General features: G+C 39.8%; 17 protein-coding genes. 11 read left to right on the top strand and 6 right to left on the bottom strand.

What is annotated here, in order from left to right; genetic code table 11:
• The first annotated feature begins 43 nt into the window (after nt 1–43).
• The 3 genes from galK (at nt 44) to rpiB (ending at nt 3,866) form a co-directional block, all read left to right on the top strand.
• The gene (galK, locus tag PHT93_RS00930) at nt 44–1,189 is read left to right on the top strand and encodes a galactokinase (protein WP_300238364.1); all 1,146 of its coding nucleotides are present in this window, start codon (nt 44–46) and stop codon (nt 1,187–1,189) included.
• A gap of 162 nt (nt 1,190–1,351) precedes the next feature.
• Complete coding sequence (locus PHT93_RS00925; protein ID WP_300238362.1) at nt 1,352–3,379, top strand: transketolase; 2,028 nt, start codon at nt 1,352–1,354, stop codon at nt 3,377–3,379.
• Between the two features lie 55 nt (nt 3,380–3,434).
• Nucleotides 3,435–3,866, top strand: a complete 432-nt coding sequence (gene rpiB / locus PHT93_RS00920; protein ID WP_300238360.1) for a ribose 5-phosphate isomerase B — start codon at nt 3,435–3,437, stop codon at nt 3,864–3,866.
• A gap of 68 nt (nt 3,867–3,934) precedes the next feature.
• On the opposite strand, the gene PHT93_RS00915 is transcribed toward rpiB, so the two are convergent.
• Nucleotides 3,935–5,980: a TonB-dependent receptor gene (locus tag PHT93_RS00915; RefSeq protein WP_300238357.1), complete on the bottom strand. Its 2,046-nt coding sequence runs from the start codon at nt 5,978–5,980 to the stop codon at nt 3,935–3,937.
• Nucleotides 5,981–6,092: 112 nt separating this feature from the next.
• Between PHT93_RS00915 and guaD the strand changes: the two genes are divergently transcribed.
• Nucleotides 6,093–7,430, top strand: a complete 1,338-nt coding sequence (gene guaD, locus PHT93_RS00910) for a guanine deaminase (RefSeq protein ID WP_300238354.1) — start codon at nt 6,093–6,095, stop codon at nt 7,428–7,430.
• A gap of 129 nt (nt 7,431–7,559) precedes the next feature.
• On the opposite strand, the gene PHT93_RS00905 is transcribed toward guaD, so the two are convergent.
• Nucleotides 7,560–8,810, bottom strand: a complete 1,251-nt coding sequence (locus PHT93_RS00905; RefSeq protein ID WP_300238352.1) for a DUF5103 domain-containing protein — start codon at nt 8,808–8,810, stop codon at nt 7,560–7,562.
• Between the two features lie 136 nt (nt 8,811–8,946).
• Here PHT93_RS00905 and PHT93_RS00900 point away from each other — a divergent pair, with 136 nt between their 5' ends.
• From PHT93_RS00900 to nqrF, 5 genes are read left to right on the top strand one after another with little or no spacing between them, the layout of a single operon-like run.
• Nucleotides 8,947–10,299 carry a Na(+)-translocating NADH-quinone reductase subunit A gene (locus PHT93_RS00900; RefSeq protein WP_300238350.1) on the top strand — a complete coding sequence of 451 codons (1,353 nt, stop codon included), beginning with the start codon at nt 8,947–8,949 and terminating at the stop codon, nt 10,297–10,299.
• Between the two features lie 22 nt (nt 10,300–10,321).
• Nucleotides 10,322–11,515 carry an NADH:ubiquinone reductase (Na(+)-transporting) subunit B gene (locus PHT93_RS00895; protein ID WP_300238348.1) on the top strand — a complete coding sequence of 398 codons (1,194 nt, stop codon included), beginning with the start codon at nt 10,322–10,324 and terminating at the stop codon, nt 11,513–11,515.
• A 15-nt stretch (nt 11,516–11,530) separates the two neighbouring features.
• The gene (gene nqrC, locus PHT93_RS00890) at nt 11,531–12,211 is read left to right on the top strand and encodes an NADH:ubiquinone reductase (Na(+)-transporting) subunit C (RefSeq protein ID WP_300238346.1); all 681 of its coding nucleotides are present in this window, start codon (nt 11,531–11,533) and stop codon (nt 12,209–12,211) included.
• Nucleotides 12,212–12,221: 10 nt separating this feature from the next.
• Nucleotides 12,222–12,851: an NADH:ubiquinone reductase (Na(+)-transporting) subunit D gene (locus tag PHT93_RS00885; RefSeq protein WP_300238343.1), complete on the top strand. Its 630-nt coding sequence runs from the start codon at nt 12,222–12,224 to the stop codon at nt 12,849–12,851.
• A 44-nt stretch (nt 12,852–12,895) separates the two neighbouring features.
• Entirely contained in the window at nt 12,896–14,158 is a 1,263-nt protein-coding gene (nqrF, locus tag PHT93_RS00880) for an NADH:ubiquinone reductase (Na(+)-transporting) subunit F (RefSeq protein WP_300238341.1), read from the top strand.
• Nucleotides 14,159–14,234: 76 nt separating this feature from the next.
• Here the strand turns inward: nqrF and thrC are convergent, their stop codons facing one another.
• The 4 genes from thrC to PHT93_RS00860 all read right to left on the bottom strand — a co-directional run bounded on the left by thrC (nt 14,235) and on the right by PHT93_RS00860 (nt 22,456).
• Nucleotides 14,235–15,548, bottom strand: a complete 1,314-nt coding sequence (gene thrC, locus PHT93_RS00875; RefSeq protein WP_300238339.1) for a threonine synthase — start codon at nt 15,546–15,548, stop codon at nt 14,235–14,237.
• Nucleotides 15,549–15,558: 10 nt separating this feature from the next.
• Complete coding sequence (locus PHT93_RS00870; RefSeq protein ID WP_300238336.1) at nt 15,559–16,764, bottom strand: cofactor-independent phosphoglycerate mutase; 1,206 nt, start codon at nt 16,762–16,764, stop codon at nt 15,559–15,561.
• A gap of 26 nt (nt 16,765–16,790) precedes the next feature.
• Nucleotides 16,791–19,229 carry a bifunctional aspartate kinase/homoserine dehydrogenase I gene (gene thrA, locus PHT93_RS00865; RefSeq protein WP_300238333.1) on the bottom strand — a complete coding sequence of 813 codons (2,439 nt, stop codon included), beginning with the start codon at nt 19,227–19,229 and terminating at the stop codon, nt 16,791–16,793.
• Between the two features lie 392 nt (nt 19,230–19,621).
• A complete protein-coding gene (locus tag PHT93_RS00860) occupies nt 19,622–22,456 on the bottom strand; it encodes a TIM-barrel domain-containing protein (RefSeq protein ID WP_300238330.1) in 2,835 nt (944 codons plus the stop codon).
• Between the two features lie 606 nt (nt 22,457–23,062).
• Here PHT93_RS00860 and PHT93_RS00855 point away from each other — a divergent pair.
• Nucleotides 23,063–23,650 carry an RNA polymerase sigma-70 factor gene (locus tag PHT93_RS00855; protein ID WP_300238328.1) on the top strand — a complete coding sequence of 196 codons (588 nt, stop codon included), beginning with the start codon at nt 23,063–23,065 and terminating at the stop codon, nt 23,648–23,650.
• 65 nt (nt 23,651–23,715) lie between these two features.
• Complete coding sequence (locus tag PHT93_RS00850; RefSeq protein WP_300238324.1) at nt 23,716–24,738, top strand: FecR domain-containing protein; 1,023 nt, start codon at nt 23,716–23,718, stop codon at nt 24,736–24,738.
• Nucleotides 24,739–24,908 lie beyond the last annotated feature (170 nt).

Here is a 24,908-nt window from a genome sequence, read left to right as displayed (position 1 = left end):
TCTTCTTAATTTATAACAATGTTAAACTTTTAATTCTATAACCATGCTTAATAAAATAAGATCAAAATTCAACGAGCTTTATAAAACAGAAGGTAGCGTTTATACTTCTCCGGGACGTATTAACTTGATTGGAGAACACACGGACTATAATGGAGGTTTTGTATTTCCGGGTGCAATAGACAAAGGAATGATTGCCGAAATCAAATTGAACGGAACAGATAAGATTCGTGCATATGCACTGGATTTAAATGAATCTGCAGAATTTGGTTTCAATGAAGAGGATGCACCAAAGGCAAGTTGGGCAAGATATATTTTCGGCGTATGCCGTGAAATAATCAAAAGAGGCGGTAGTATTAAAGGTTTTGATACCGTATTTGCGGGGGATGTTCCACTTGGAGCAGGTATGTCATCTTCTGCTGCCTTGGAAAGTACATATGCATTTGCATTAAACGATATGCTTTCTTTGGGCATCGACAAGTTTGAATTAGCAAAAATAGGACAATCTACTGAACATAATTATGTAGGCGTTAAATGCGGTATTATGGATCAGTTTGCCTCCGTCTTCGGCAAAAAAGGCAGTCTTATGCTCTTGGATTGCCGTTCATTGGAATACAAATATTACCCATTCGATCCGAAAGGCTACAAATTAGTTCTTCTTGATTCTGTAGTAAAGCACGAATTGGCTTCCTCAGCCTATAATAAACGTAGAGAATCTTGTGAAAACGTCGCAAAAGCGATTCGTAAGAACCATCCGGAAGTAGAATTCTTGCGTGATGCATCGATGGAAATGCTTAACGAAGTGAAGAATGAGGTAAGCGCAGAAGATTATATGCGTGCAGAATACGTTATTGAAGAAGTTGCCCGTGTGATGGACGTTTGCGCTGCTCTTGAAAAAGGAGATTACGAAACGGTCGGCGAAAAAATGTACGGAACTCATCACGGAATGAGTAAGCTTTACGAGGTAAGCTGCGAAGAACTTGACTTCCTGAACGACATTGCCAAGAAATGCGGAGTAACCGGATCACGCGTAATGGGTGGTGGTTTCGGTGGATGTACAATCAACCTTGTTAAGGAAGAGAAGTACGATGCTTTTGTTAAAGAAGCATTCTCAGCATACAAAGAAAAATTTGGTCACGAGCCTAAATTATATGATGTCGTTATCAGCGATGGAGCGCGAAAACTCTGCTAAAAACTTAAAATAAGTGATTTAAATATTTTTCTAAATAAGCCATGTCCACAACGATATGGCTTATTTTTTACCTATACCACTATAGCGAATTATCTATAAGACAATGAGTCATATGGAGAGATTGATTATCTTTGCATAAAAACTCAAAATAATCCATACATTATGAATGATATCAAGACAATGAACAGCGCAGCGGATAATATTCGTATTCTTGCTGCATCTATGGTAGAAAAAGCTAAGTCAGGACACCCCGGAGGTGCAATGGGTGGAGCAGATTTCGTAAATGTATTATTCTCAGAATTTCTTATATACGATCCCAAGAATCCTAAGTGGACAGGAAGAGACCGTTTCTTTTTAGATCCGGGGCACATGTCTCCGATGCTTTATTCCGTATTAGCTCTTACAGGCAAATATACAATGGATGAATTAGCTGCTTTTCGTCAATGGGGCAGTGTAACTCCCGGACATCCGGAAGTCGATATTGAACGTGGCGTAGAAAACACATCCGGTCCATTAGGTCAGGGGCATACCTATGCTGTAGGTGCTGCTATTGCTGCCAAATTCCTGAAAGCACGTTTAGGAGATCAGATGGGTCAGACCATTTATGCCTATATTTCTGACGGTGGTGTTCAGGAAGAAATTTCGCAAGGTGCCGGACGTATTGCCGGTACGTTAGGATTAGATAATCTGATTATGTTCTACGATTCCAATAATATACAACTTTCTACGACTGTAGAAGAGGTGACGATTGAGAAGGTAGCAATGAAATATGAAGCCTGGGGATGGAACGTTATTTCTATCAACGGAAATGATGTGAAAGAAATCCGTGAAGCATTAACAAAAGCAAAAGCTGTAACCGGACAACCAACTCTTATTATCGGAAACACGATCATGGGGAAAGGCGCTGTTGACGCATCACAGGGTAGTTACGAAAACAAAGTTTCCACTCATGGACAGCCATTATCTGCAGCGGGTGCATCTATTGCCGATACAGTAAAAAGATTAGGCGGTGATCCTGAAAATCCGTTCAGGATTCTTCCGGAAGTAGCCGAACTTTATGCTAATCGCGCGAAAGAATTAGAGGTTATCCTTGCTGAACGCTACAAAGCAGAGGAAGCGTGGGCAACAGCTAATCCTGAATTAGCTGTTAAGAAAGAGAAATGGTTCTCTAAAGAGGTTCCGGCTATTGACTGGGCTGCTATTGAACAGAAGCCCGGACAGGCAACAAGAGCCGCATCGGCAACCGTATTGGGTGTATTAGCTACTCAAGTAGAGAATATGATCTGTGCATCAGCCGACTTATCTAATTCTGATAAAACGGACGGTTTCCTTAAAAAGACCAAGTCTTTTCGTAAAGACGATTTCAGCGGAGCCTTTTTCCAGGCCGGTGTATCGGAATTGTCAATGGCTTGTATCTGTATAGGGATGTCGCTTCATGGAGGTGTAATTGCAGCTTGTGGTACTTTCTTCGTTTTCTCTGATTATATGAAGCCGGCTATTCGTATGGCTGCTTTAATGGAACAGCCGGTGAAGTTCATTTGGACACATGACGCTTTCCGTGTTGGTGAAGACGGCCCAACGCATGAACCGGTTGAACAGGAAGCTCAGATCCGTTTGATGGAAAAATTGCAAAATCACAAAGGACATAATTCAATGCTTGTGCTTCGTCCGGCGGATGTAAGAGAAACAACGGTTGCCTGGAAGTTAGCTATGGAGAACACTGCTACGCCTACCGGACTGATCCTTTCAAGACAAAATATAGTTGACCTACCGGCTAAAAGCAGTCGCTATGAAGAAGCTCTTCAGGCCGAAAAAGGAGCATATATCGTAGAAACAGATGCTAACCCTGATGTCGTTCTTGTCGCTTCCGGTTCGGAAGTTGCCACATTGGTTGAGGGAGCTGCTTTATTACGTGCAGACGGAGTTAATGTACGCATTGTCTCTGTACCTTCTGAAGGGTTGTTCCGCAATCAGAGTAAAGAATATCAGGAAGCTGTTATTCCTGCATCAAGCAAGGTATTCGGATTAACCGCCGGATTACCGGTTACGCTTGAAGGATTAGTAGGAAGCCGGGGTAAAGTATGGGGATTAGCTTCTTTCGGGTTCTCCGCACCTTATAAAGTATTGGATGAAAAACTTGGATTTACGGGAAAGAACGTATATCAACAAGTGAAAGAACTATTAGCATAACAATCATGATTTGAGGGTGTGTAAAAACACCCTCATAACCTCCAAGAAATAAGAAATGAAAACGATCGGTTTAAGCAGTGACCACGCCGGCTACGAATTGAAAGAATTTGTTAAGCAGATTCTGGACAAAAAGGGGATTCCTTACAAAGACTATGGAGCTCAATCTACTGAAAGCTCCGATTATCCGGACTTTGCTCATCCGTTGGCCTTTGCTGTAGAGAAAGGAGAAGTAGAAAAAGGTATTGCTGTTTGTGGAACAGGAAATGGCATAGCTATGACACTCAACAAACACATGGGCATTCGGGCAGGATTAAGCTGGAATGCTGAGATCGCAAAATTATGTCGCGCACACAATGATGCGAATATTCTTGTCATGCCGGGAAGATTTATTAGTAAAGAAGAAGCCGAAAAAACTGTTGAAGCCTTTCTGAACACTGAATTCGAAGGAGGAAGACATCAACGAAGGATAGACAAAATTCCTTTTTAATAGAGAAATATTGAGCCCATTGTAAAAAGGCAGAATCTTTAACCGGATTCTGCCTTTTTTTATCACATTCAGCGTATAGTATAACTAATTCCCCCGATCAACCAAAAACCGGCCTGCGGCACATTTCCTAAATCATAGAACTTCGTGTCATACAAGTTGTTTGCACTCAAATGCAGCATAAACTCTTTTAGTTGCCAGTTTATTCGTAAATCAAGTGTAGAAAAAGGTTCGTAATTTGCAAATTCGCCTTTTATGCCTTTATCATAACGCGTATAGCCTCCCATACGTTTCTGCCAACGGAAATTCCAGTTAACAGTTACATTTTTAACGATAGGATGTTCTAATTTAAGGGTTACCTTATCCCGAAGGTAGTTCAACGCATAATTGGATATCAGATTTCCGGATGATTTATCCTGATTCAGACGAGCATAACCGGCATGTAGAACGGTCTGCTCCGGTAAGACGGGAATTACCTCGTGGAGTGCAAACCGCGCACCCAGTTCAATTCCTTTTTTATCTAATTTCGTAATATTTCGTGACTCCCACTTCGCGTCCACATTGGGTTTCACCCAATCAATAATGTTCTTTCCTTTCATCAGATAGGCAGTGGCATACAAACTCATAAACCAGGTATTATATTTCACGCCAAGCTCAAATGCTTCCGAGTTTTCCGGTTTTAAATCTGTATTACCAATATGAGTAGCGGTGGTATAATACAAGTCCGTAAACGTAGGCATGCGGGTTGCTTTATTCCAGGAAGCAAACGTTTTCAGGTTATCTAATATCCGATAACTTACATTGATTGAAGGATAGAATTTATATGAACCTCGCAAGGATGTATTGTAATTGGCCAACAGCCCGGCAGTTAATGTAAACCGACTTAACAAGACATTGTGTTCAAGCGCAAAACTCACATTCGTGCGATCGTCTGATTTTGTATAATGCCCATCTGTTTCAGTCATCGTTTTGCCGAGTACATTACTCAGCACGCCTTCATTTCGCAGTTCACTCCCCAAACTCGTTATACCCAAAGATGAAGTATATTGGATATTCAGATTTGCACCATAGACATCACTTCGATGATAATTATGCCCCACATACCATGACGGAAGATCGGGCGTACCGTCACGGTAAAGCTGAAATTCATCATAGTGGCGATTCCAATAAATAACAGGGATAAATTTCAATCGATCACCCGTTTCTCCTCGCACAGAAGCAAAATAAGAACTTGTTTTATCGTATTGATTCGGATAAGCAGCAGAATAAAAGGTATTAGCGCCATACCGTTTATCATTATATCCCAACTGTATATCTACAGTTGATTTTTCTTCGGGTTTAAGTCGGGTTTGCCAAAGCAGGTTCCAAATATCGTAATCGCTGTTTGCCGTATAGCCATCCGATGTATTATATCCTGCCGAAAGTTGGCTTGAAGCAAGTTCGGAAGTCAATGCTCCACTGGCTTGCACTCCCCAGAGACCATGGCTACCTGCCTCTATATTGGCATAGGCTTTATGATCAGGGGTCTTTTTCGTAATAATGTTGATTCCACCGGAAAATGCGCTGGCTCCATAGGTAATGGAAGAAGGACCGTGAATGATCTCTATGCGCTCTACATCTGAAAGATTGACTGGGATATCAAAACTATAATGTCCGGTTTGAGGATTGGAGAGGTTGACTCCGTTGAGAAGAATTGCCGTTTGATCGAATGATCCGCCACGTATGGAGATGTCGGCTTGCACTCCGTGGCCTCCGCGCTGCACTACGTCAATATTGGCAGCATAATTGAGTAAATCCTGAATACTTCGGACAGGCGATTGCTGGATTTCTTCTTTTGTAATTACGGTCACTAAACGAGCAGCCTGATTCATTGCCAACTCTACGCGCGAGGCTGTGACCGTCACTTCATCCAACTCATGCTCTGTTTCCGCACTTGACACTCCGGCAATCACATTTGTTTGTGCCGATACGGTTCCTGCAGCAGCAAAAGTAAGCACACAATTAGCGACAACACCAATCGTCACTTCCTTACGCAGACTACAAAATGCACTGTAAGCCTTTCCTGAAAATTGTTTGAATCGGAACGACCTCAGCTTGTTAAACATTTCTTGTTTCATAAAATTAAATTTTGTTTTACTAATAATTAGTCCGGCAAAAGTACAATAATTGAATAACATATGCTGTCCGACGTGGAAGGTTATTCAATCAGGCTCACTATATTTGTAAACTATGCAAGAGAAATGTCATTTATATAAAGGAGCCGTTTTTTATTTTACGGACTCGCCTGTAAACAGAAAGGATTCATACGTTTATATCCCCAACGGAGCACTTGTAATCACTGAAGGAAAGATTCTTGAAACGGGGTCGTATGATGCGGTTAAGTCTAAGTACATGTCTATTCCGGAAACAGACTATAGCGGGAAAATTCTTATGCCGGGATTAATCGACGCGCACATACATTATTCGCAAACGGAAATTATCGGCATGTATGGAAAGCAACTGTTAGATTGGCTGAACGATTATACATTTCCCGCCGAAATGAATTTCAATTCTCCGGAACACGCCTTCAGAATTGCAGATACATTTATCCACGAATTATTAAGAAACGGTACGACTACCTGCGTGGCCTACCCTACGGTTCATCCTGTTTCGGTTGAAGCGTTATTTCAAACAGCGTCTTCCATAAACATGCGTATTATCACCGGAAAAGTTCTGATGGATAAAAATGCACCGGATGGGCTGACCGATAATGTTGTCGAGGGAGAAAAAGAAAGCCGTCAATTAATTGAAAAATGGCATAAGAACGGACGGAATTTATATGCCGTAACTCCTCGTTTTGCGATTACGAGTTCGATGGAACAAATGCAAATGGCTGCTCATTTGCATAAAGCCTATCCCGATACTTATATTCAAACGCATCTATCAGAAAATCTGAATGAAATAACTTCTACGTTAAATTTGCATAAAGGCCATTCAGACTACCTGAATGTATATGAAAAGGCAGGGCTACTGACCGACCGCACTCTCTTGGGTCATTGTATTCATCTATCAGAAAGCGAACTAAAACGAATCTCCAACGCAGGAGCCATTATAGCCCACTGTCCTACCTCCAATTTATTCCTCGGCAGCGGACTGTTTGATATGCAAAAAGCCAATGCTGCTGAAGCACAAACCGTATTAGGAAGTGATGTCGGTGCAGGCACCTCCTTTTCGATGTTTAAAACAATGGGGGAATCATACAAAATAATGCAGACACTTGGTTATCCGATGTCCGCATTAGAAACCTTCTATAAATCGACATTGGGAACAGCAAAAGCACTTAAATTAGAAGATAAGATAGGTAGTTTCCGCACAGGTTCAGAAGCAGATTTCATCGTAGTAGATCCTGCCGTAACCCCCACCCAGCAGCTAAGAAAAGAATACTTGATGCGTGCCAACAAATGGACAATCGAAAATCAACTGTTCGGTTTGCAAATAACCGGCGATGATCGGAATATCTCAGCTACATATATACTGGGAGTTAAAAAATCAGATACAAGGTCGTCGCATCTCGCATTAGAAAAATAGGTTGGATGTCGGAGACAAAAAAAATTCAAGGCGCTTGGTAATGAAAGTTGAGGCGCCTCAACATACGTTTCCAGGCTCTTCAACTTGTTTGCTGAGGCGCCTCAAAATTTTTAATGCCAGTAATTAAATTCAGTTAATCTTTGAAAAACCAATCAATCTGTCATATCGCGCACCGATCGGACGATAATAAACTAAAATCAGATATTCGTTTTCTGTCTCTGCGAAGTCACCTTCAATAGGAAAGGTCTGTCCCTTTGTTTCTCCGTCAGGCACAAATAAGTATTGATAATTATAATTACCTTGTTTCAGCAAAAGGCTTTTTTCATATTGTTTTCTTTCGCTGTTATATTCCATCCTGCTGCTTTCGTTGAATTGATTATTCATAAACAAACCATCCAGATACACCTTTCCGGCAGGAATTTCATCGGCCTCTAAGGAGAAGTGAACAATATGATAATCCGCTTCTACATCCGGATCTTCACAATTACTGCATTGAACAAAGAAGCGTCCATTCTGATCCTGGTCATATTGATATGAGCCCTGATTCCGTATTTGATCCGGATATAAGGTTACATGATAATACGGATTATGAAACTGAATATTCTGCACATTCATCCCGTTATATTTATTACTGAGAAACTCCATACGACGATATTCATTTCCGGCTTTGAAGATGAGTTCAGGGGTATGACTATAGAGTAGTTCATTCTGCGAAATAGCGGAAGGTTTTAATCCGGTAACCGCATTATCTCGCCGTCCATTCTGATAAACAAAAAGCTTCAAATCCGTCACAGGGTGTGGAATCTGGAAGTTTTTATTACGTATAACAAACGAAAGTTGCTGATGATGTTTATTGACATCAATATCTGTAATCCCAGTTACCTCAGCATCTACGGGAACAACCGATTCGGTCACAAAAAAGCAAGCAGTAAACAGAACTTTACTCCGATCAGCTTCGTCAAATACCTGAACAGCATAATTACCCGACAGTTTAAAGGTTACATCTTCATTTGGCAGAAAAAAACGGTAATTGGTATAAGCCGTAGTCGTCGCTAATGAATTCGCAAAGTCCTCGATCTCCATCTGTTGGAATCCGGTCATATATTCCGTTGACACAAGACCCGATGGCGTCCAATCCGCATTACAATGAATAATCGAGTAAAGATATCTTGAATAGTTATCCCCGATTACATCAAAATTAATTTCCAACTGCTCATTTCCTCCCAATTCGATCATCGGATCAGAAATAAGTTCATCACCTGCATGAAGTTGCAGACTATGGATTAACGGGCTACTTACAGACGTGTTAAAACGAGTCTGAGCCGTCAATGAGCCTCCACCAATCATACAAAAAACAAAGAAGAAAAAAACAAGTTTCATCGGTATTCTATATTTTAATTGACTACTTGGCAAAATTATGGAATTATTTCATTATTTATTTCTCTTTCGCTGCTCTTAAACATAAATAAATGTGTACTTTTGCGAGAAAATTACATAAAACATTTTTAGTTCTATCATGGCAAATGTGATTAAGCTCAAAAAAGGTTTAGACATTCAACTGATCGGCAAGCCAACGGAGACAGTTCTAACCGGGGAACACAGCGGAAATTATGCAATTGTTCCTGATAATTTTAACGGTATTACTCCCAAGGTTATTGTCCATGAAGGAGATAAAGTCAAAGCCGGTTCTGTTCTGATTATAGACAAGACCTATCCCGAAATCAAATTCGTATCTCCGGTAAGTGGTGAAGTCACTGCGGTTAATCGTGGAGAAAAGCGTAAAGTGCTAAGCGTTGTAGTTAAGCCGGATGCGGAAAACCAATATGAAGATTTCGGCAAGAAAAATGTCTCTACCCTCAAACCTGAGGATATTAAAGAAGCGATTCTAAATGGTGGCCTCTGGCCTTGTATCAAACAACGTCCTTACGACATGATTGCTCGTCCGGACCAAACTCCCCGTGATATCTTTGTTTCAGCCTTCTACTCTGCACCTCTTGCTCCTAATATTGAATACACAATCAAAGGGCAGGAAAATGACTTCCAGACAGGATTAGACGCTCTTGCAAAACTGACTGACGGTAAATTGTATGTAGGATTAAAGCAAGGCTCATCAATCAAGGTTAAAAATGCCGAGGTTGTTGAATTTAACGGTCCTCATCCGGCAGGAAACGTAGGGGTACAAATCAACAATATCAAACCGGTAAATAAAGGGGAAGTGGTATGGACACTTTATGCCGATGATGTGATACTTATAGGTCGTCTTCTAAACAACGGCATAGCTGATTTCTCTCGTTTAGTAGCTCTTACAGGTTCTGAATTGTCAAAAACAGGCTATATCAAAGCTATTCCGGGATGTGAAATAAACAGTTTGGTCGGTGACAAGCTTCAACCATCAAAAGGCAATATCCGTATTATTAGTGGAAATATACTGACCGGCACAAAAGTTTCCCAAACAGATTATCTTGGTTTTTACGACAATCAGATTACTACAATTCCTGAAGGAGACGATGTTCACGAATTCTTCGGATGGGCAACATTGGGAGTCAATAAATTCAGTGCAGGAGGAACATTCCTCAGCGGTTTATTAGGAGGAGTTAAAAAAGCGCGTATAATTGATGCCCGTATAAAGGGAGGAAAGCGTGCAATGATCATGTCTAATGAATATGACAAGGTGTTCCCGATGGATATTTTCCCAGAATACTTGTTAAAAGCAATTATCACTTTTGATATTGATAAGATGGAGAATCTGGGTATCTATGAGGTTGCACCGGAAGATTTCGCACTTTGTGAAGTAGTGGATACTTCCAAAATAGAAATCCAAAAGATCGTTCGTAACGGATTGGATCTTCTTTATAAGGAAATGAATTAATAATATAATAAAACAGAATACATTGAAAGCGTTAAGAAATTATCTCGACAAGATTAAGCCTAATTTTGAAGAGGGGGGAAAGCTGGCGATGTTTCGCTCTGTATTTGATGGATTCGAAACGTTTTTGTTTACACCGAATACGACATCAAAATCAGGAGTACACATCCATGACAGCATAGATTCTAAACGTACCATGACTGTAGTAATCATTGCATTGATTCCCGCACTGTTATTTGGTATGTATAATGTCGGTTATCAACACAACCTGGCTATCGGAGCTGATCCGGGTTTTCTTTCGACATTTATTTTTGGTTTTTTGGCTGTATTGCCTAAAATTATTGTTTCATATGTAGTAGGTCTCGGAATTGAGTTCGCTGTAGCTCAGGTTAAAAAGGAAGAGATACAGGAAGGATTTCTTGTTTCGGGGATACTGATTCCTATGATTGTTCCGATTGACACTCCACTGTGGATGATTGCGGTTGCAACGGCTTTTGCAGTTGTCTTTGCGAAGGAAGTTTTCGGAGGTACCGGATACAATGTTTTTAATGTTGCATTGGTAACACGTGCATTTTTATTCTTCGCCTATCCAGCAGCAATGTCGGGAGAAAAGGTCTTTGTCAGAACATCCGAAACATTTGGTTTGGGATCCGGCAATGTAGTTGATGCTTTTTCCGGAGCTACGCCATTAGGACAGATAGCGACTGCAACAACAAACAATACAACAGTTACTGACGTGCTGGGAAATCCTCTTTCTTATATGGATATGTTTATTGGTTTAATACCGGGTTCAATCGGAGAAACATCTAAATTAGCAATCCTTATAGGTGCTGTTATTTTATTAATTACAGGAATAGCAAGCTGGAAGACTATGATCTCTGTATTTATCGGAGGCGGAATTACTGCAGCCTTGTTTAACCTTGCGGGGACAACAGCAGCTATGTCTTTAGGTCCTGTTGAGCATATTCTACTCGGAGGGTTTGCTTTCGGAGCTGTGTTTATGGCAACAGATCCTGTTACTTCGGCACGTACTGAAAAAGGGAAATATATTTATGGTTTTCTTGTAGGCTTCATGGCAGTAGTGATCAGAGTACTCAATCCGGGTTATCCTGAAGGTATGATGTTAGCGATTCTTCTGATGAATGTCTTTGCTCCGTTAATTGACTATTATGTAGTTGATGCAAATATTAGAAAACGCCTAAAAAGAGCAATCAAGTAAAAAAGCGAAAGAATTATGAATAGAGAAAGTAATCTATATACCGTTATTTATGCGGGCGTATTAGTTGTCTTTGTAGCAGCGGCTTTGGCTTTTACCAATCAAGCTCTAAAAGAGACGCAAAAGAAAAACGAAGAAATAGACAAGAAGATTCAAATCCTGCGTTGTTTAAATGTTACTGCTGAAGCCGATGAGGTTGAAGCTAAATACAACGAGTTGATTCAAGAAAGTTTCCTTGTAAACAAAGATGGAAGTAAAGCTGAAGGAGACGCTTTCAGTGAAGACATTGCTAAAGCTTATTCTAACGGAACAGCGCTTCCTGTTTTTGTCGCGAAAGTGGATGGGGCAACCAAATTCATTATTGCAATGAGAGGAACCGGATTATGGGGACCTCTTTGGGGGTATATGGCTTTAAATGATGACAAGAACACAGTCTATGGCGCAGATTTCAGCCATGCTGGTGAAACTCCGGGATTAGGTGCTGAAATATCCACACCTCATTTTGGTAAACAATTCTCTGGAAAAGAAATATTCAAGAATGGCACATTTAAGAGTATTGCTATTGTTAAGCCAGGAAAAACGGCTGATGGACAAGACTATGTAGATGGTATTTCCGGTGGAACAATCACCAGTCAGGGAGTAGATAAGATGATCTATAGTAGTTTAAATAATTATGTTGAATTTCTTAAAACAAAATAACTGAGCAGTCATGAATTTATTTTCTGGAAAAAACAAAGAAATATTACTAAGCCCGCTTAGTAAAAAGAATCCGGTGGTTGTGCAGATGCTTGGTATTTGTTCGGCACTGGCAGTTACCGCGAAATTAGAGCCTTCTATTGTTATGGCTGTGTCTGTGGTTATTGTGATTGCCTTTGCGAATGTGATTATTTCACTAATCCGAAAAACAATACCAAATCGTATTCGTATTATTGTACAATTAGTTGTTGCAGCAGTTCTCGTAACTTTAGTCAGTGAAGTCCTGAAAGCGTATGCGTATGAGATGAGTAAACAGTTATCAGTCTTCATTGGTCTGATTCTTACCAACTGTATTTTGATGGGACGAATGGAGGCTTTCGGGCTTAGTAATGGTCCTTGGGAATCATTCTTAGATGGTATCGGTCATGGTGCCGGATATGGACTTATCTTAATTATTGTAGGTTTCTTTCGTGAATTGTTAGGTAGTGGAACTCTTTTAGGTATTCAGGTTGTTCCACAGTTTTTGTATGATTTGGGATACGTTAATAATGGATTAATGATTCTTCCTCCAATGGCTCTTATTACTATTGCCGTGATCATCTGGATCCATCGTGCAAGAAATAAAGATTTGCAGGAAAATTAATTATCTACAATTAGTATTAACGAATTAAGAAACAAACAATAGAGATGACAATACTTATGACAGGTGGGCTCACAATCATTGTAAGTGTAGTGGTGTTCTTTACGCTGACAATGGTGCTTGTAGCCACACTTCTATATGCAAAAGCAAAATTGATTCCATCCGGTAATGTTAAGCTGGTTGTGAATGGAGAAAAAGAATTCAGTGTTCCTCAAGGTGGTACCCTTTTGAATACACTTCAGTCTCAAGGTATTTATTTATCCTCTGCCTGTGGTGGTGGTGGTAGTTGCGGCCAATGTCGTTGCCAGGTAATGGAAGGAGGAGGGAATATCCTTCCTACAGAAGTTGGATTCTTCTCCCGTAAACAAATCAAGGATCATTGGAGATTGGGTTGCCAGACGAAAGTAAAGGCTGACTTGCAGGTTCAGGTTCCTGAGGAAGTATTCGGAGTGAACGAATGGGAATGTACGGTGGTATCCAACCACAATGTTGCTTCTTTCATCAAAGAATTTACAGTAAAACTTCCGGAAGGAGAAGCCATGAACTTCAAATCCGGCAGCTATGCGCAGATCAGTATCCCTAAATTCGACATTAAGTTTGCCGATATGGATGTGGATGATCGTTTCAGAGCAGAATGGGATAAGTTTAAACTATGGCCGTTGACTTGTAAGAACGACGAAGAAACAATCCGTGCGTACTCCATGGCGAACTATCCTGCCGAAGGAAATATTATTACCCTTAACGTGCGTATTGCTACTCCACCGTTTGATAGAGCGGCAGGAGGATGGAAAGCCGGCGTTAAACCGGGTATTGCATCTTCTTATATCTTCTCATTAAAACCGGGAGATAAAGTGAAGATGTCCGGTCCTTACGGAGACTTTCATATTCTGGATACCAAACGTGAAATGCTATACATCGGTGGTGGTGCTGGTATGGCTCCGCTTCGCGCTCACTTATTGCATTTATTCAAGACGCTTAAGACTACAGACCGTAAGGTGAGTTATTGGTATGGAGCTCGTTCTAAAAATGAAATTTTCTACGAAGAAGATTTCCGTGAAATAGAAAGAGAATTCCCGAACTTCAAGTTCAATATCGCCTTATCAGAACCACGTCCGGAAGATAATTGGACAGGTTATGTAGGTTTTATCCATCAGGTCATTTATGAACACTATCTGAAAGACCATGATGCACCGGAAGATATTGAATACTACATGTGCGGTCCGGGTCCGATGTCTAATGCCGTAAAAGTGATGTTAGACAATCTTGGTGTACCTCGTGAAATGTTATTATTTGACGACTTCGGAGCTTAATAAGCTTTATACCTATACAATAAAGGCCGGTTTCAACTTGAGACCGGCCTTTAATATTAAGTTATATTATCGAAACTTATTGTCTTAACAAGAATTGTTTAAACTCATCAAATTCTTTATCCAGTTCAACGCTTTGTTTCGTTCCCTTCATAAATGCTTGTAATTTGGCAGGTATTTCAATATCTGATCCAAGAATACGATCTACCGTTTCTTTAAATTTAGCAGGATGAGCTGTTTCAAGAAAAACTCCTGTTTCACCGGTTTGCAGCTTATTATCTATCAACGCCTGATAACCGCAAGCTCCATGCGGATCTAAGGTATAACCTGTTTCACGGTAAACCGACTGCATTGTTTCAGCTATTTGTTCATCCGTATAGCGATAGCCTTTTATATCAGCACAGATAGCCTTATGTACATCGCCTGCAGATTTATATAAATCAAGAATACGGGCAAAATTACTCGGATCACCAACATCCATTGCATTCGCAATTGTGGACACAGAAGAACGAGGAGTATATTTTCCGGTATTCAGGTATTCTAAGAAAACATCATTACGATTGTTGGCCGCAACAAAACGCTTAATAGGTAATCCCATACGTGCAGCAAATAAACCGGCTGTTATATTACCGAAATTACCACTCGGAACACTAATCACTAATTCCCCTGCTCTACCCTCTCTGTCTAATTGAGCATAGGCATTAAAGTAGTAAAAGGATTGAGGAAGAAAACGCGCCACATTGATTGAATTAGCTGAAGTCAAAGCCATGTGTTCATTCAAGGCTTGATCCATAAACGCATTCTTCACCAGCGCCTGACAATCATCAAACGTACCATCTATTTCAAGAGCGGTAATATTTTGTCCAAGTGTAGTAAACTGACATTCCTGTATCGGGCTGACCCTCCCTTTCGGATAAAGCACAAACACGCGAATGCCCGGAACGCCAAGAAAACCATTGGCAACCGCACTTCCCGTATCACCGGAGGTAGCAACTAAAACATTGACATCACCAAGACCTTTTTTCTTAATAAAATAGCCCAATAAACGTGCCATAAACCGTCCACCAACATCCTTAAATGCCAATGTCGGGCCATGGAATAATTCCAGACTATAGATAGAATCCGTAATAGGAACTACCGGCGTTTCAAAAGACAACGTATCTTTCACCAAATCGTCTAATGTATCCGGATCAACGTCCTCACCAAAGAAAGCACGTGCCACAAGACAGGCTATTTCGTGAAACGACTTGTCTTTCAGTCCGTCAATTGTAGTTCCGTCAAACTTCTTTATTCCTTCGGGCATGAACAATCCCTTGTCTCCGGCCAAGCCCTTAATCACTGCTTCTTCTAAAGAAACAGCAGGAACTTTGCCATTTGTACTGTAGTATTTCATGTTTTTCGTATTATTTCAAAAACTCACGGATAAACTGGTCTTTCTCCAACGTTCCGTATTTCCCTCCCTTTGCTGCAAACTCATCATACCGTGTCACCTCATCCGGAGTTTGTCCGGGTTTGTATATAACAAAAGGAATAGGCTTATTGGTATGCGTACGAATTGCACAAGGCGTAGGATGATCAGGCAACAGCGCAATAGCAACCGGCTCACTCCATTTCTGAAGCGTTTCATAGATCGTTCGCAACACGCGATTATCCAGATCTTCAATTGTTCTGATCTTTAACTTTACATCGCCTTCGTGCCCGGCCTCATCACTTGCTTCAATATGCAGATATACAAAATCATTCGTTTTCAGAGCCTCTAAAGCAGCCTGAGCCTTACCTTCGTAATTCGTGTCATACAAGCCTGTAGCCCCATCTACATGAATCACTTCCAACCCTGCATACGTACCAATTCCGCGAATCAGATCGACAGCAGAAATAACAGCGCCTTTCTTAATACCATATAAATCCTGCATCGTTTCCATAGCCGGACGATAACCGGGCGACCAAGGCCAAATGCTATTAGCCGGGTCTTTGCCTGCAGCTATACGTTTCAGATTTACGGGATGATTTTTAAGTAGCTCCTGTGATTTAAGAATTAAATCATTAAGCAAGTCAGCAGTACCTTTTGCCTCCGGCGTTTCCGGTTTAATCATTAACGGGCGAAAAGGTTTAAGCGGCACATCATGCGGAGGAGTACAATCTAAATGTTTATTTCCGCCTTTTATCACCAACAAATGACGATAAGACACGCCGGTATAAAAATGAACTTTATCAGAACCTAATTTATCATTCAGGAAACGGATTAACTCATCCGCTTCTTCTGTCGAAATATGACCGGAAGAATGATTCTTCAAAATCTCGCCTTCCGTACAGATCAAGTTACAACGCATAGCCAGTTCACCCGGCTGTAGTTCCACGCCAATACTCGCAGCTTCCAGAACACCGCGACCTTCATAAACCTTGGGTAAATCATACCCTAAAACTGCCAGATTAGCGACCTCGCTCCCTGGATGAAATCCATCCGGAACGGTCTTCAACATACCGGAGACTCCCAGTTCAGCCAACTTATCCATATAAGGAGTAGCCGCAAACTGCAAGGGAGTCTTGCCAGCCAGAGAGTCGATAGGCTCATCGGCCATCCCATCTCCCAGAATAATAATATGTTTCATCTTTTTACCTCTTAATCTATACTATACTAAATGTTTGCTATTGAAATAATATCTGCAAACACTCCCGCAGCCGTCACGTTGTCACCAGCGCCATAGCCTTTAATGATCATAGGGTATTCATGGTATCGTTCGGTAGAAATCATGATAATATTGTTGCTTCCCGCCAACTCATAAAATGGGTGTTGAGTTCCAACTTCCTGTAATCCTACTTCACAAATACCTCGTTCCATTTTGGCCACAAAGCGGAAATGTTTGTTTTCAGTTTCCAGCTTCTGGCGTTTAAGTTCAAATTCGTCGTCAAGTTCTTTGATCTTATTCCAGAAATCATCCAAAGAACCATCAAAATAGCTCTCGGGTATGAATAGAACACGTTTCACGTCCTCCTGGTTCACCTTATAACCAGCTTCGCGAGCAAGAATCACTAATTTGCGCACGACATCCTTTCCGCTCAGATCAATTCGAGGATCAGGTTCGGCATAATGCGCTTCCTTTGCCATCAGAATAGCCCGGCTTAATGGAATTTCCGCACTTAACGTATTAAAAATATAATTAAGCGATCCTGACAATACGGCTTCTAATTTAAGAATATGGTCACCACTATTAATCAGGTCATTCATTGTGTTTATAATCGGAAGACCGGCTCCTACATTCGTTTCAAACAAGAACTTCACTCCGCGTTTACGAGCAGTTTCTTTCAGATTTACATAATTTTCGTACGAAGACGAAGCCGCAATTTTATTGGCAGCCACTACCGAAACGTTATTATTCAGCAAGGTTTCATACAAACCAGCCACATCCGGATTAGCCGTACAATCCACAAATACGGAATTGAAAATATTCATCTTCAGAATCTCCTCACAAAGCAAAGAGGGCGAATTCGGCTGTCCATTCTGCACTAACTCTTCCTTATAATTATCTAAGTTAAGTCCCTCTCGCTGAAAAATAGCACGATTACTGCGGGCTATACCTACTACGCGTACTTTCAAAGCATTCTGTACCATCAGTTTCGGCTGCTGGATACGTATCTGCTCCAATAGCTTCCCTCCGACAGTACCCACACCTGCAATAAACAGATTAAGCACCTTATATTCAGACAAGAAAAATGAATCATGAATAGAGTTTAGAGCCTTTCTCAAATACTTTAGTTTGATAACAAATGAAATATTCGTTTCCGAAGCTCCTTGAGCACAAGCGATCACACTTATACCCGCGCGACCTAAAGTACCGAACAATTTGCCTGCGATACCGGGCGTACGTTTCATATTTTCCCCCACGATAGCTACCGTCGCTAAATCCCGTTCTGCAATAATATCATTTATTTCACCTTGCGAGCGTTCCAGCGCAAACTCCTCGTTAAGCACCTCAACAGCTACATCAGCATCTGCATTACGGACGGCAAACGTAGTATTGTTTTCCGAGCTGGCTTGTGACACCATAAAGACACTCACCCCACTCTTTGCTAAGGTTTTGAAGATGCGGTAATTCACACCGATAACACCAACCATACCCAAGCCCTGAACGGTAATAAGACAAGTATCATTGATGGAAGAAATTCCTTTAATTATTGCTTTTCCACTTTCCTGTACACGTTCTTTAGAAATATACGTACCGGGAGCATCGGGATTGAACGTATTCAGAATACGAATGGGAATATTTTTATGATAAACCGGATAGATCGTTGGCGGATAAATCACTTTAGCTCCGAAATTACACAGCTCCATAGCTTCTGTAAAACTAAGCCGCTCGATAACATATGCCGAACTGATCACTCTTGGATCGGCAGTCATAAAACCATCTACATCCGTCCATATTTCCAGAACGGAAGCACCCAGTGCCGTAGCCAGAATAGAGGCTGTATAATCAGATCCTCCTCTGCCAAGGTTAGTCACTTCCCCATTTTCTTTGCTTGAAGAAATAAAACCGGGTACTAAAGATACCTCAGGTAGCGGATTAAACGTTTCGTGGATTAATTCATTTGTCAAATCAAAATCCACAATATGTTTGTTAAACTGTTGCTCCGTTTTAATAAACTTACGGGAATCAAACAGTTTTGCGTCATTAATAACATTTGAAATAATAAGCGAAGAAATTCTTTCGCCATAACTTACTATTGTATCGGAAGTCTTGACCGATAAATCTTTGATAAGATATACGCCTCTGAAAATATTTCCTAATTCATCTAAGAGCACCATGACTCTTTTTTGTGTTTCAGCACATCGTGTTGGATCAGAGATAACTCCTTCGATAACATTTAAATGGCGGGTAACAATCTCAGAAAAAGAACTTTCATAACCTATATCACCTTTTGATGCCATTTCCGAAGTTGCCAGTAATTTATCGGTGATTCCTCCCAAAGCGGAGACTACAACAATTACAGGCTCATCAACAGCCTCTACAATTCTTTTTACATTTAAAATACTCTCCACGGAACCTACGGACGTTCCGCCGAATTTCATTACCTTCATCGTATATTAATTAGATTATACTTTTGTTGATTGAACCGGACAGTCTATTTGTCCGAAAGAAAAGGGTGCAATAATGACATATTGCTACAAGGCGGGACTTTGTCTCCGCAATTGTTTATTTGTAGAAGCTAACCCCCCAAGGGGTCATCAATGCCCATGTGTAATACGCTATGTTCAAGTTTTTTTGATTCGTCATTATAATTTAATTGTGCATTGGAGAGACAATATTACGCATTATTTTTTAAATTACGGCTAAAATATCGTGAGAACACAGAAAAAACAGACTTTCTGTACATCTTTCAGACTTTCTGATAAAAAAATGAGGCACAAGTCATATCACATGACCCGTACCCCCTCACTACTTATTGATAATCTCATTAGTGGTAATTGTTCTACAATTTCACAGCCTGTTTTGTGCCATCATACCTAATTGTAGCACATGAAACGGGTTTTGAATCAAATCCTTTTGCCTTTTCCTGACTTATATAAACTACCTCAAAAACTCTTTCTTTTGTCATTTCGTCAAAAGAGCCGGCTCTGTCACCTATTACAAGTTCTTTTGTTTTGTCATTATATGAAATTGGGATATTGGTATATTTTCCTTTTTCATAATCATAATTTGTTCCTTCGTCTTCATATAATGTAAATGCTGCGTCAGCTCCGGCATAGACATATAAGGTAACCTTCATATCCGGTTTTTCGGAGGTATATTGTATATCTTCACCGATCGGAATGATGGATCCGGCTTTTACAAACAATGGCATACGTTCATACGGCGCATCGGCTTCTATTGTTTTGCCTCCTTCGAAATAAGTACCGCTATAGAAATCATACCAAGCTGTATTTTTCGGTAAATATACCTCACGGCTTCTGGCCTGATATTCATATACCGGAGCGGCCAGAAGCGAAGGCCCGAACATATATTGATCACCCAAATCATTTACTTTCATATCGTATCCGAAATCCATCACCATAGGACGCATAATGGTATAGTCGTTGAAATAAACCCAGCCCGTCATAGAATAGATATAAGGCATCAGGCTATAACGTAGTTTATTGTAGTAAACCATCGTCTGATAGGCTTTATGAGATTCCGGAGCTATATTATATACTTCACGGAATGGGTATTGACCATGCGAACGGAACAAAGGGACAAAAGCACCAAACTGTGTCCAGCGAGCATTCAATTCACGCCATTCATCTAAGTCCGCACTACCTTCTTTGGCCTGCTCAAAACGTTTTTGCACACTAAACCCGCCTATATCCATCGTCCAATACGGATTTCCGGACATCGAGTGATTTAATCCTGCCGGAATCTGCGCCTTATAATCTTCCCAACAAGTGCCTATATCCCCGCTCCAGGTTACCGCACCATATTTCTGAAGTCCGGAAAATCCGGAACGGGTAAGCAGGAACACGCGCGTATCATTATCGGCCTCACGTTGACCAGTATAGATCGCCATCGCATTCATCAAAGCATAGGTGTTAAAATACTTGGTTGATGGTCCCATTGCGGTAGGGTTCATCAGTTCTTTTCGGTATTCAATGCTCGCATTAGAAAGTATATCCGGTTCTGAAGCATCCATCCACCAGGCATCAAAGCCTTTTGAATAGATATGCTCTTTCATCTGATTCCAAAACAGATCTCTTGCGCCCTGGCTATAAGCATCATAGAATGATCCGATATATCCTTTTCCAATCCAGTCCCGAATACTGTCTTTGGTGGCACGTTGATACATCCAGCCTTTTTCATCAAATTCCTTATAATGTTCCGTAGAAGCATAAAACTTCGGCCACACGGAGATCATGATCTTGGCATTTTGTTTATGTACTTCGTCCACCATACCTTTAGGATCAGGGAATCGGGCAGCGTCAAACTCATGACTACCCCAGGCATCTTCCGGCCAGTAGCTCCAGTCTAACACAATATTATCAATCGGAATTCTTCTCTTCCGAAATTCTTTTAAAGCATCCAAGAGTTCATCCTGCGTCTTATATCGTTCACGACTTTGCCAGAAACCCATCGCCCATTTAGGCATCACCTGCGCTTTGCCCGTCAACTTACGATATCCTTTCATTACCTCATCCATGGATTCTCCTTTGATAAAGTAGTAGTCAATCTGATCACCCATTTCAGAAGATAGAGCCAGTTTATTCTGTTCCACATCGTCAACAGGCGATAGCGCCTTCAGTCCGATATAAGAAACCCCACCGTCCGGCTGCCATTCCAACTTAATATGATGGCGTTTTCCGGCCTCCATCTTTACATTAAATTTAGCAACAGAAGGATTCCACGCCGTACGCCAACGATCCGCCATCAGTTTACCATCTATCCACACCTTTGTATAACCGGCATAATATAAAAGGAAACGGTAAATACCGGATTCTTTAGACTGAAGATTTCCTTCCCAAATGATTGTAGAATTATTAAAGGGGAAATTTTCCGGAAATTGTTTGATCGTTTCCAGATTCTCATAATCTATTTTACTTTCCGTCCGTTCTACAAAAACGTTAGAAGAATCAGAATCTATAAGATAAGTAGCGGTTAAACCACCCTCCTCTCCTTTCTGATTATAAAGTTTAAATTGAGATAACTGTTCATAATCCCGATTATCTCCAAACTTAGTTACCGAATAATTATCCCAATAAATGCCATAATTCTTGTTTGACATCAAGAAAGGAATAGCCACCTTTGTATTGTATTGAAAAAGAATCTCGTTTTTACCCTTATAATTAAATTCATCCGCCTGATGCTGACCGAGTCCATAAAAAGCCTCGTCTGAAGGAGATTCAAAGACCTGGCGTATTTCATATCCGGGAGTACCGTCCACCTTGATGGCTTTAAAAGATTTACCTCCTCCCTGATTTTCTTTCAAAAGAACATTTCCCTCTTTATCTGTGAACCAAACTTCACCGGAAGTTAAAGAAACATATGCTTTTAAAGAAGTAGTTTCAACTATTACCTCGCCATTTTCTTCCACTGCCGTCCATTCAGAGACAACAGGAAGTTTTTGAGCAACAAGACTTTCTTCGGAAGAAAAAGCTTTAGGAGTTGCTGACACGCGTATAATTTCAGGCGCTACAACCTGCAAACGGACTGATTTAGTCGAAGTATTGTCCGTCGTCTTTAAGTTTACAACTACCCCATCTGATGTTTTTTCCCAGGAAACCCCACAAGATATTAAGGTAAACAAGAATGCCAGGAGGCATAATGACTGTCTGATCATCGTATTAGTTTTTAATAAAATCAAATCATTTACACAAAAGCAAAAATAGTGGATACCAACGGCTCTCCATTAGCAATATGTTAATAGAGATACGCTGATTTGTTACATAGCGAGGTACATTTTGTTTCCAAACAACGGCTTATTTGTAAACAAACAGAATCAGATCAAATAGTATATCCTTAAAACAATCTTCAGAGGAGTAGTATTTTTGAAAATTTGTAGTGGAATTTTTGAAAATTTGTCCTTCTCAAAAAAAATTAAAGGCGCTTGGAAACGAAAGTTGAGGCTCTTGGTTTTGAAAGTTGAAGAGCCTGGAAACGTATGTTGAGGCGCCTGAGAATTTTCAAAACTACTATTTAAATTCACATTTCAATCATAAACGATTTAGAATCAATTCAATAAACACAGTATAAAAACAGAGGAATATACATAAATCTGCAAAGTGATCCGTTTTAACGGAAAGATGAGTTGCTCCCACTTAGTACGGCATGATACAATATCTGCTAAATATCACTTTTAAAGTTCTCTGCTTTTTACAGGGGGGTCAAGGTTAATAAATAAAAATACCTGTACTTTTGTTTATAAAAATATTATATATTCATCATAATGAACAAACATGAAGATATAACAATATTTGAAACATTGTTTATGCAATTGTATAAACCATTATTAGCTTATGCTTTTCGTTTCGTTAATGACAAAAATATTTCAGAAGATATTGTACAGGATGTGTTTTGTAAATTATGGCAACAGCGTGAACATATTCGTTTTGAGGACAATGCAGTAAAAAGCTATCTCTTTAAATCAGTCTATACACATGCATTAAATGTGCTGAACAAAAAGCCACAGAGTACCTATTCCTTAGAATCAGAGAACCACGCTGTTCTATTGGAACAGTATATATCTTCTTACATGATTAACTCGGAACAAAGCTTATTATTGAAAGAATTAGAAACAGAAATAAGATCTTACATCAAGACTCTTCCTCCTCAATGTCAAAAAATTTTCATTTTAAGTCGAAAATATGGTTTAAAAAATCGTCAGATAGCAGAACAGTTGAATATTAGCATTAAAGCAGTAGAAAAACAAATTAGTAAAGCATTGTTCAACCTAAAGAAACACCTTTATCAAAAAGAATTATTACCTTTTTTCATCTTAGTTATTTGGAATTATATAGATATCTTTTTTAAATAATAGCATAAAGAAGGTAGGGTAAATAGTCTTTTTTTTGTATTATATATAACGAAGAAAAATTACACGTGGAAGCAAATGATATAAACGACATAATAATCCGTTATTTGGATGATTCAGCTGATCTTGAGGAGAAAGCATTATTACTCTGGTGGCTGAAGCAATCAGATAAAAATAGAAGTGATTTTTCTATTACGCGTGACCTGTGGTTATCTTGTAATGTCGCAACTGAAAATGAATTGGAAGTTGATATCGCTTTGTCAAAACTAAAAAAACGTATTTTTCAGGAACAAGAACGAATCAGCATTCACCCGCATTTAGAAAAAAAATCGAATTCCAGATTCTTACGTTGGACACAAATTGCAGCAGTGAGTTTAATATTGATAGGAGCCGGTTTTGGACTTGGGATTTGGAAAAAACAAACAATGTTACCTGAGATTATAACGCTTAATCAAATAATAACAGCAAAAGGGAGTAAAGGTCAAACCACATTACCTGATGGTTCTATTGTTTGGCTAAATTCTGAAAGTAAACTTACCTATCCTAAACTGTTTGCAGGAAATAAACGTTTGGTAACGTTAGAAGGAGGAGCTTATTTTGAAGTAGCAAAAGAAACAGAAAGACCTTTTATTGTACAAACAGAAGGGATCAATATTGAAGTACTTGGTACATGTTTTAATATAGACAGCTACCTACATAGTGAATCAATTAAAACGGCATTATTAAGTGGGAGCATTAAAATTTCCGGAAAAGAAATGGAAGACCCCATTTACCTGAAACCTAACGAATTGTTTAAATATAAAAAAGAAGATCATAGAGTCTCTGTAGAAAAGGCAAACGTAAGTTTATATACAGATTGGATAAAAGATCGCATGACGTTCGACAACAGTTACCTATCAGATATTTTGATCTCTATGGAAGGGCGTTATAATATGGACATATTATGTTCTGACCCAGAACTTGCTTCCGTTCGTTTATCCCTAACTATTCGTCAAGAAAATTTAGAAGAGGTTCTGAAAGCTTTGACAGTTATCATTCCAATACAATATGAGATTAGCGGAAGAAAAGTAATAATTAAACCTAAAAAATAAACTTTGGTATAACTCTAAATTAAATGCGTATGAAACAAGGAAAATAAAAAATTTATATAAAAATATAGGTGAATGCAGCAAACATCCACCTATAAGATAAAATTAATTAACCTATCGCTGCTTTTTTGAAGAGAGTTCAGCGAATAAGTCTAACTAAAAATCCATGTAAA

The sequence above is a fragment of the Massilibacteroides sp. genome (genome assembly GCF_028705895.1).
Classification (GTDB): domain Bacteria; phylum Bacteroidota; class Bacteroidia; order Bacteroidales; family Tannerellaceae; genus Massilibacteroides.
Note: the sequence above shows the minus strand (reverse complement) of the source record. Positions and strands in the feature narration are given on the sequence as shown.

Bases quoted from the DNA above. Each gene is read 5' to 3' on its own strand.
- galK (WP_300238364.1), top strand. From the start codon at position 44: ATGCTTAATAAAATAAGATCAAAATTCAACGAGCTTTATAAAACAGAA.
- PHT93_RS00925 (WP_300238362.1), top strand. From the start codon at position 1,352: ATGAATGATATCAAGACAATGAACAGCGCAGCGGATAATATTCGTATT.
- rpiB (WP_300238360.1), top strand. From the start codon at position 3,435: ATGAAAACGATCGGTTTAAGCAGTGACCACGCCGGCTACGAATTGAAA.
- PHT93_RS00915 (WP_300238357.1), bottom strand. From the start codon at position 5,980: ATGAAACAAGAAATGTTTAACAAGCTGAGGTCGTTCCGATTCAAACAA.
- guaD (WP_300238354.1), top strand. From the start codon at position 6,093: ATGCAAGAGAAATGTCATTTATATAAAGGAGCCGTTTTTTATTTTACG.
- PHT93_RS00905 (WP_300238352.1), bottom strand. From the start codon at position 8,810: ATGAAACTTGTTTTTTTCTTCTTTGTTTTTTGTATGATTGGTGGAGGC.
- PHT93_RS00900 (WP_300238350.1), top strand. From the start codon at position 8,947: ATGGCAAATGTGATTAAGCTCAAAAAAGGTTTAGACATTCAACTGATC.
- nqrC (WP_300238346.1), top strand. From the start codon at position 11,531: ATGAATAGAGAAAGTAATCTATATACCGTTATTTATGCGGGCGTATTA.
- PHT93_RS00885 (WP_300238343.1), top strand. From the start codon at position 12,222: ATGAATTTATTTTCTGGAAAAAACAAAGAAATATTACTAAGCCCGCTT.
- nqrF (WP_300238341.1), top strand. From the start codon at position 12,896: ATGACAATACTTATGACAGGTGGGCTCACAATCATTGTAAGTGTAGTG.
- thrC (WP_300238339.1), bottom strand. From the start codon at position 15,548: ATGAAATACTACAGTACAAATGGCAAAGTTCCTGCTGTTTCTTTAGAA.
- PHT93_RS00870 (WP_300238336.1), bottom strand. From the start codon at position 16,764: ATGAAACATATTATTATTCTGGGAGATGGGATGGCCGATGAGCCTATC.
- thrA (WP_300238333.1), bottom strand. From the start codon at position 19,229: ATGAAGGTAATGAAATTCGGCGGAACGTCCGTAGGTTCCGTGGAGAGT.
- PHT93_RS00860 (WP_300238330.1), bottom strand. From the start codon at position 22,456: ATGATCAGACAGTCATTATGCCTCCTGGCATTCTTGTTTACCTTAATA.
- PHT93_RS00855 (WP_300238328.1), top strand. From the start codon at position 23,063: ATGAACAAACATGAAGATATAACAATATTTGAAACATTGTTTATGCAA.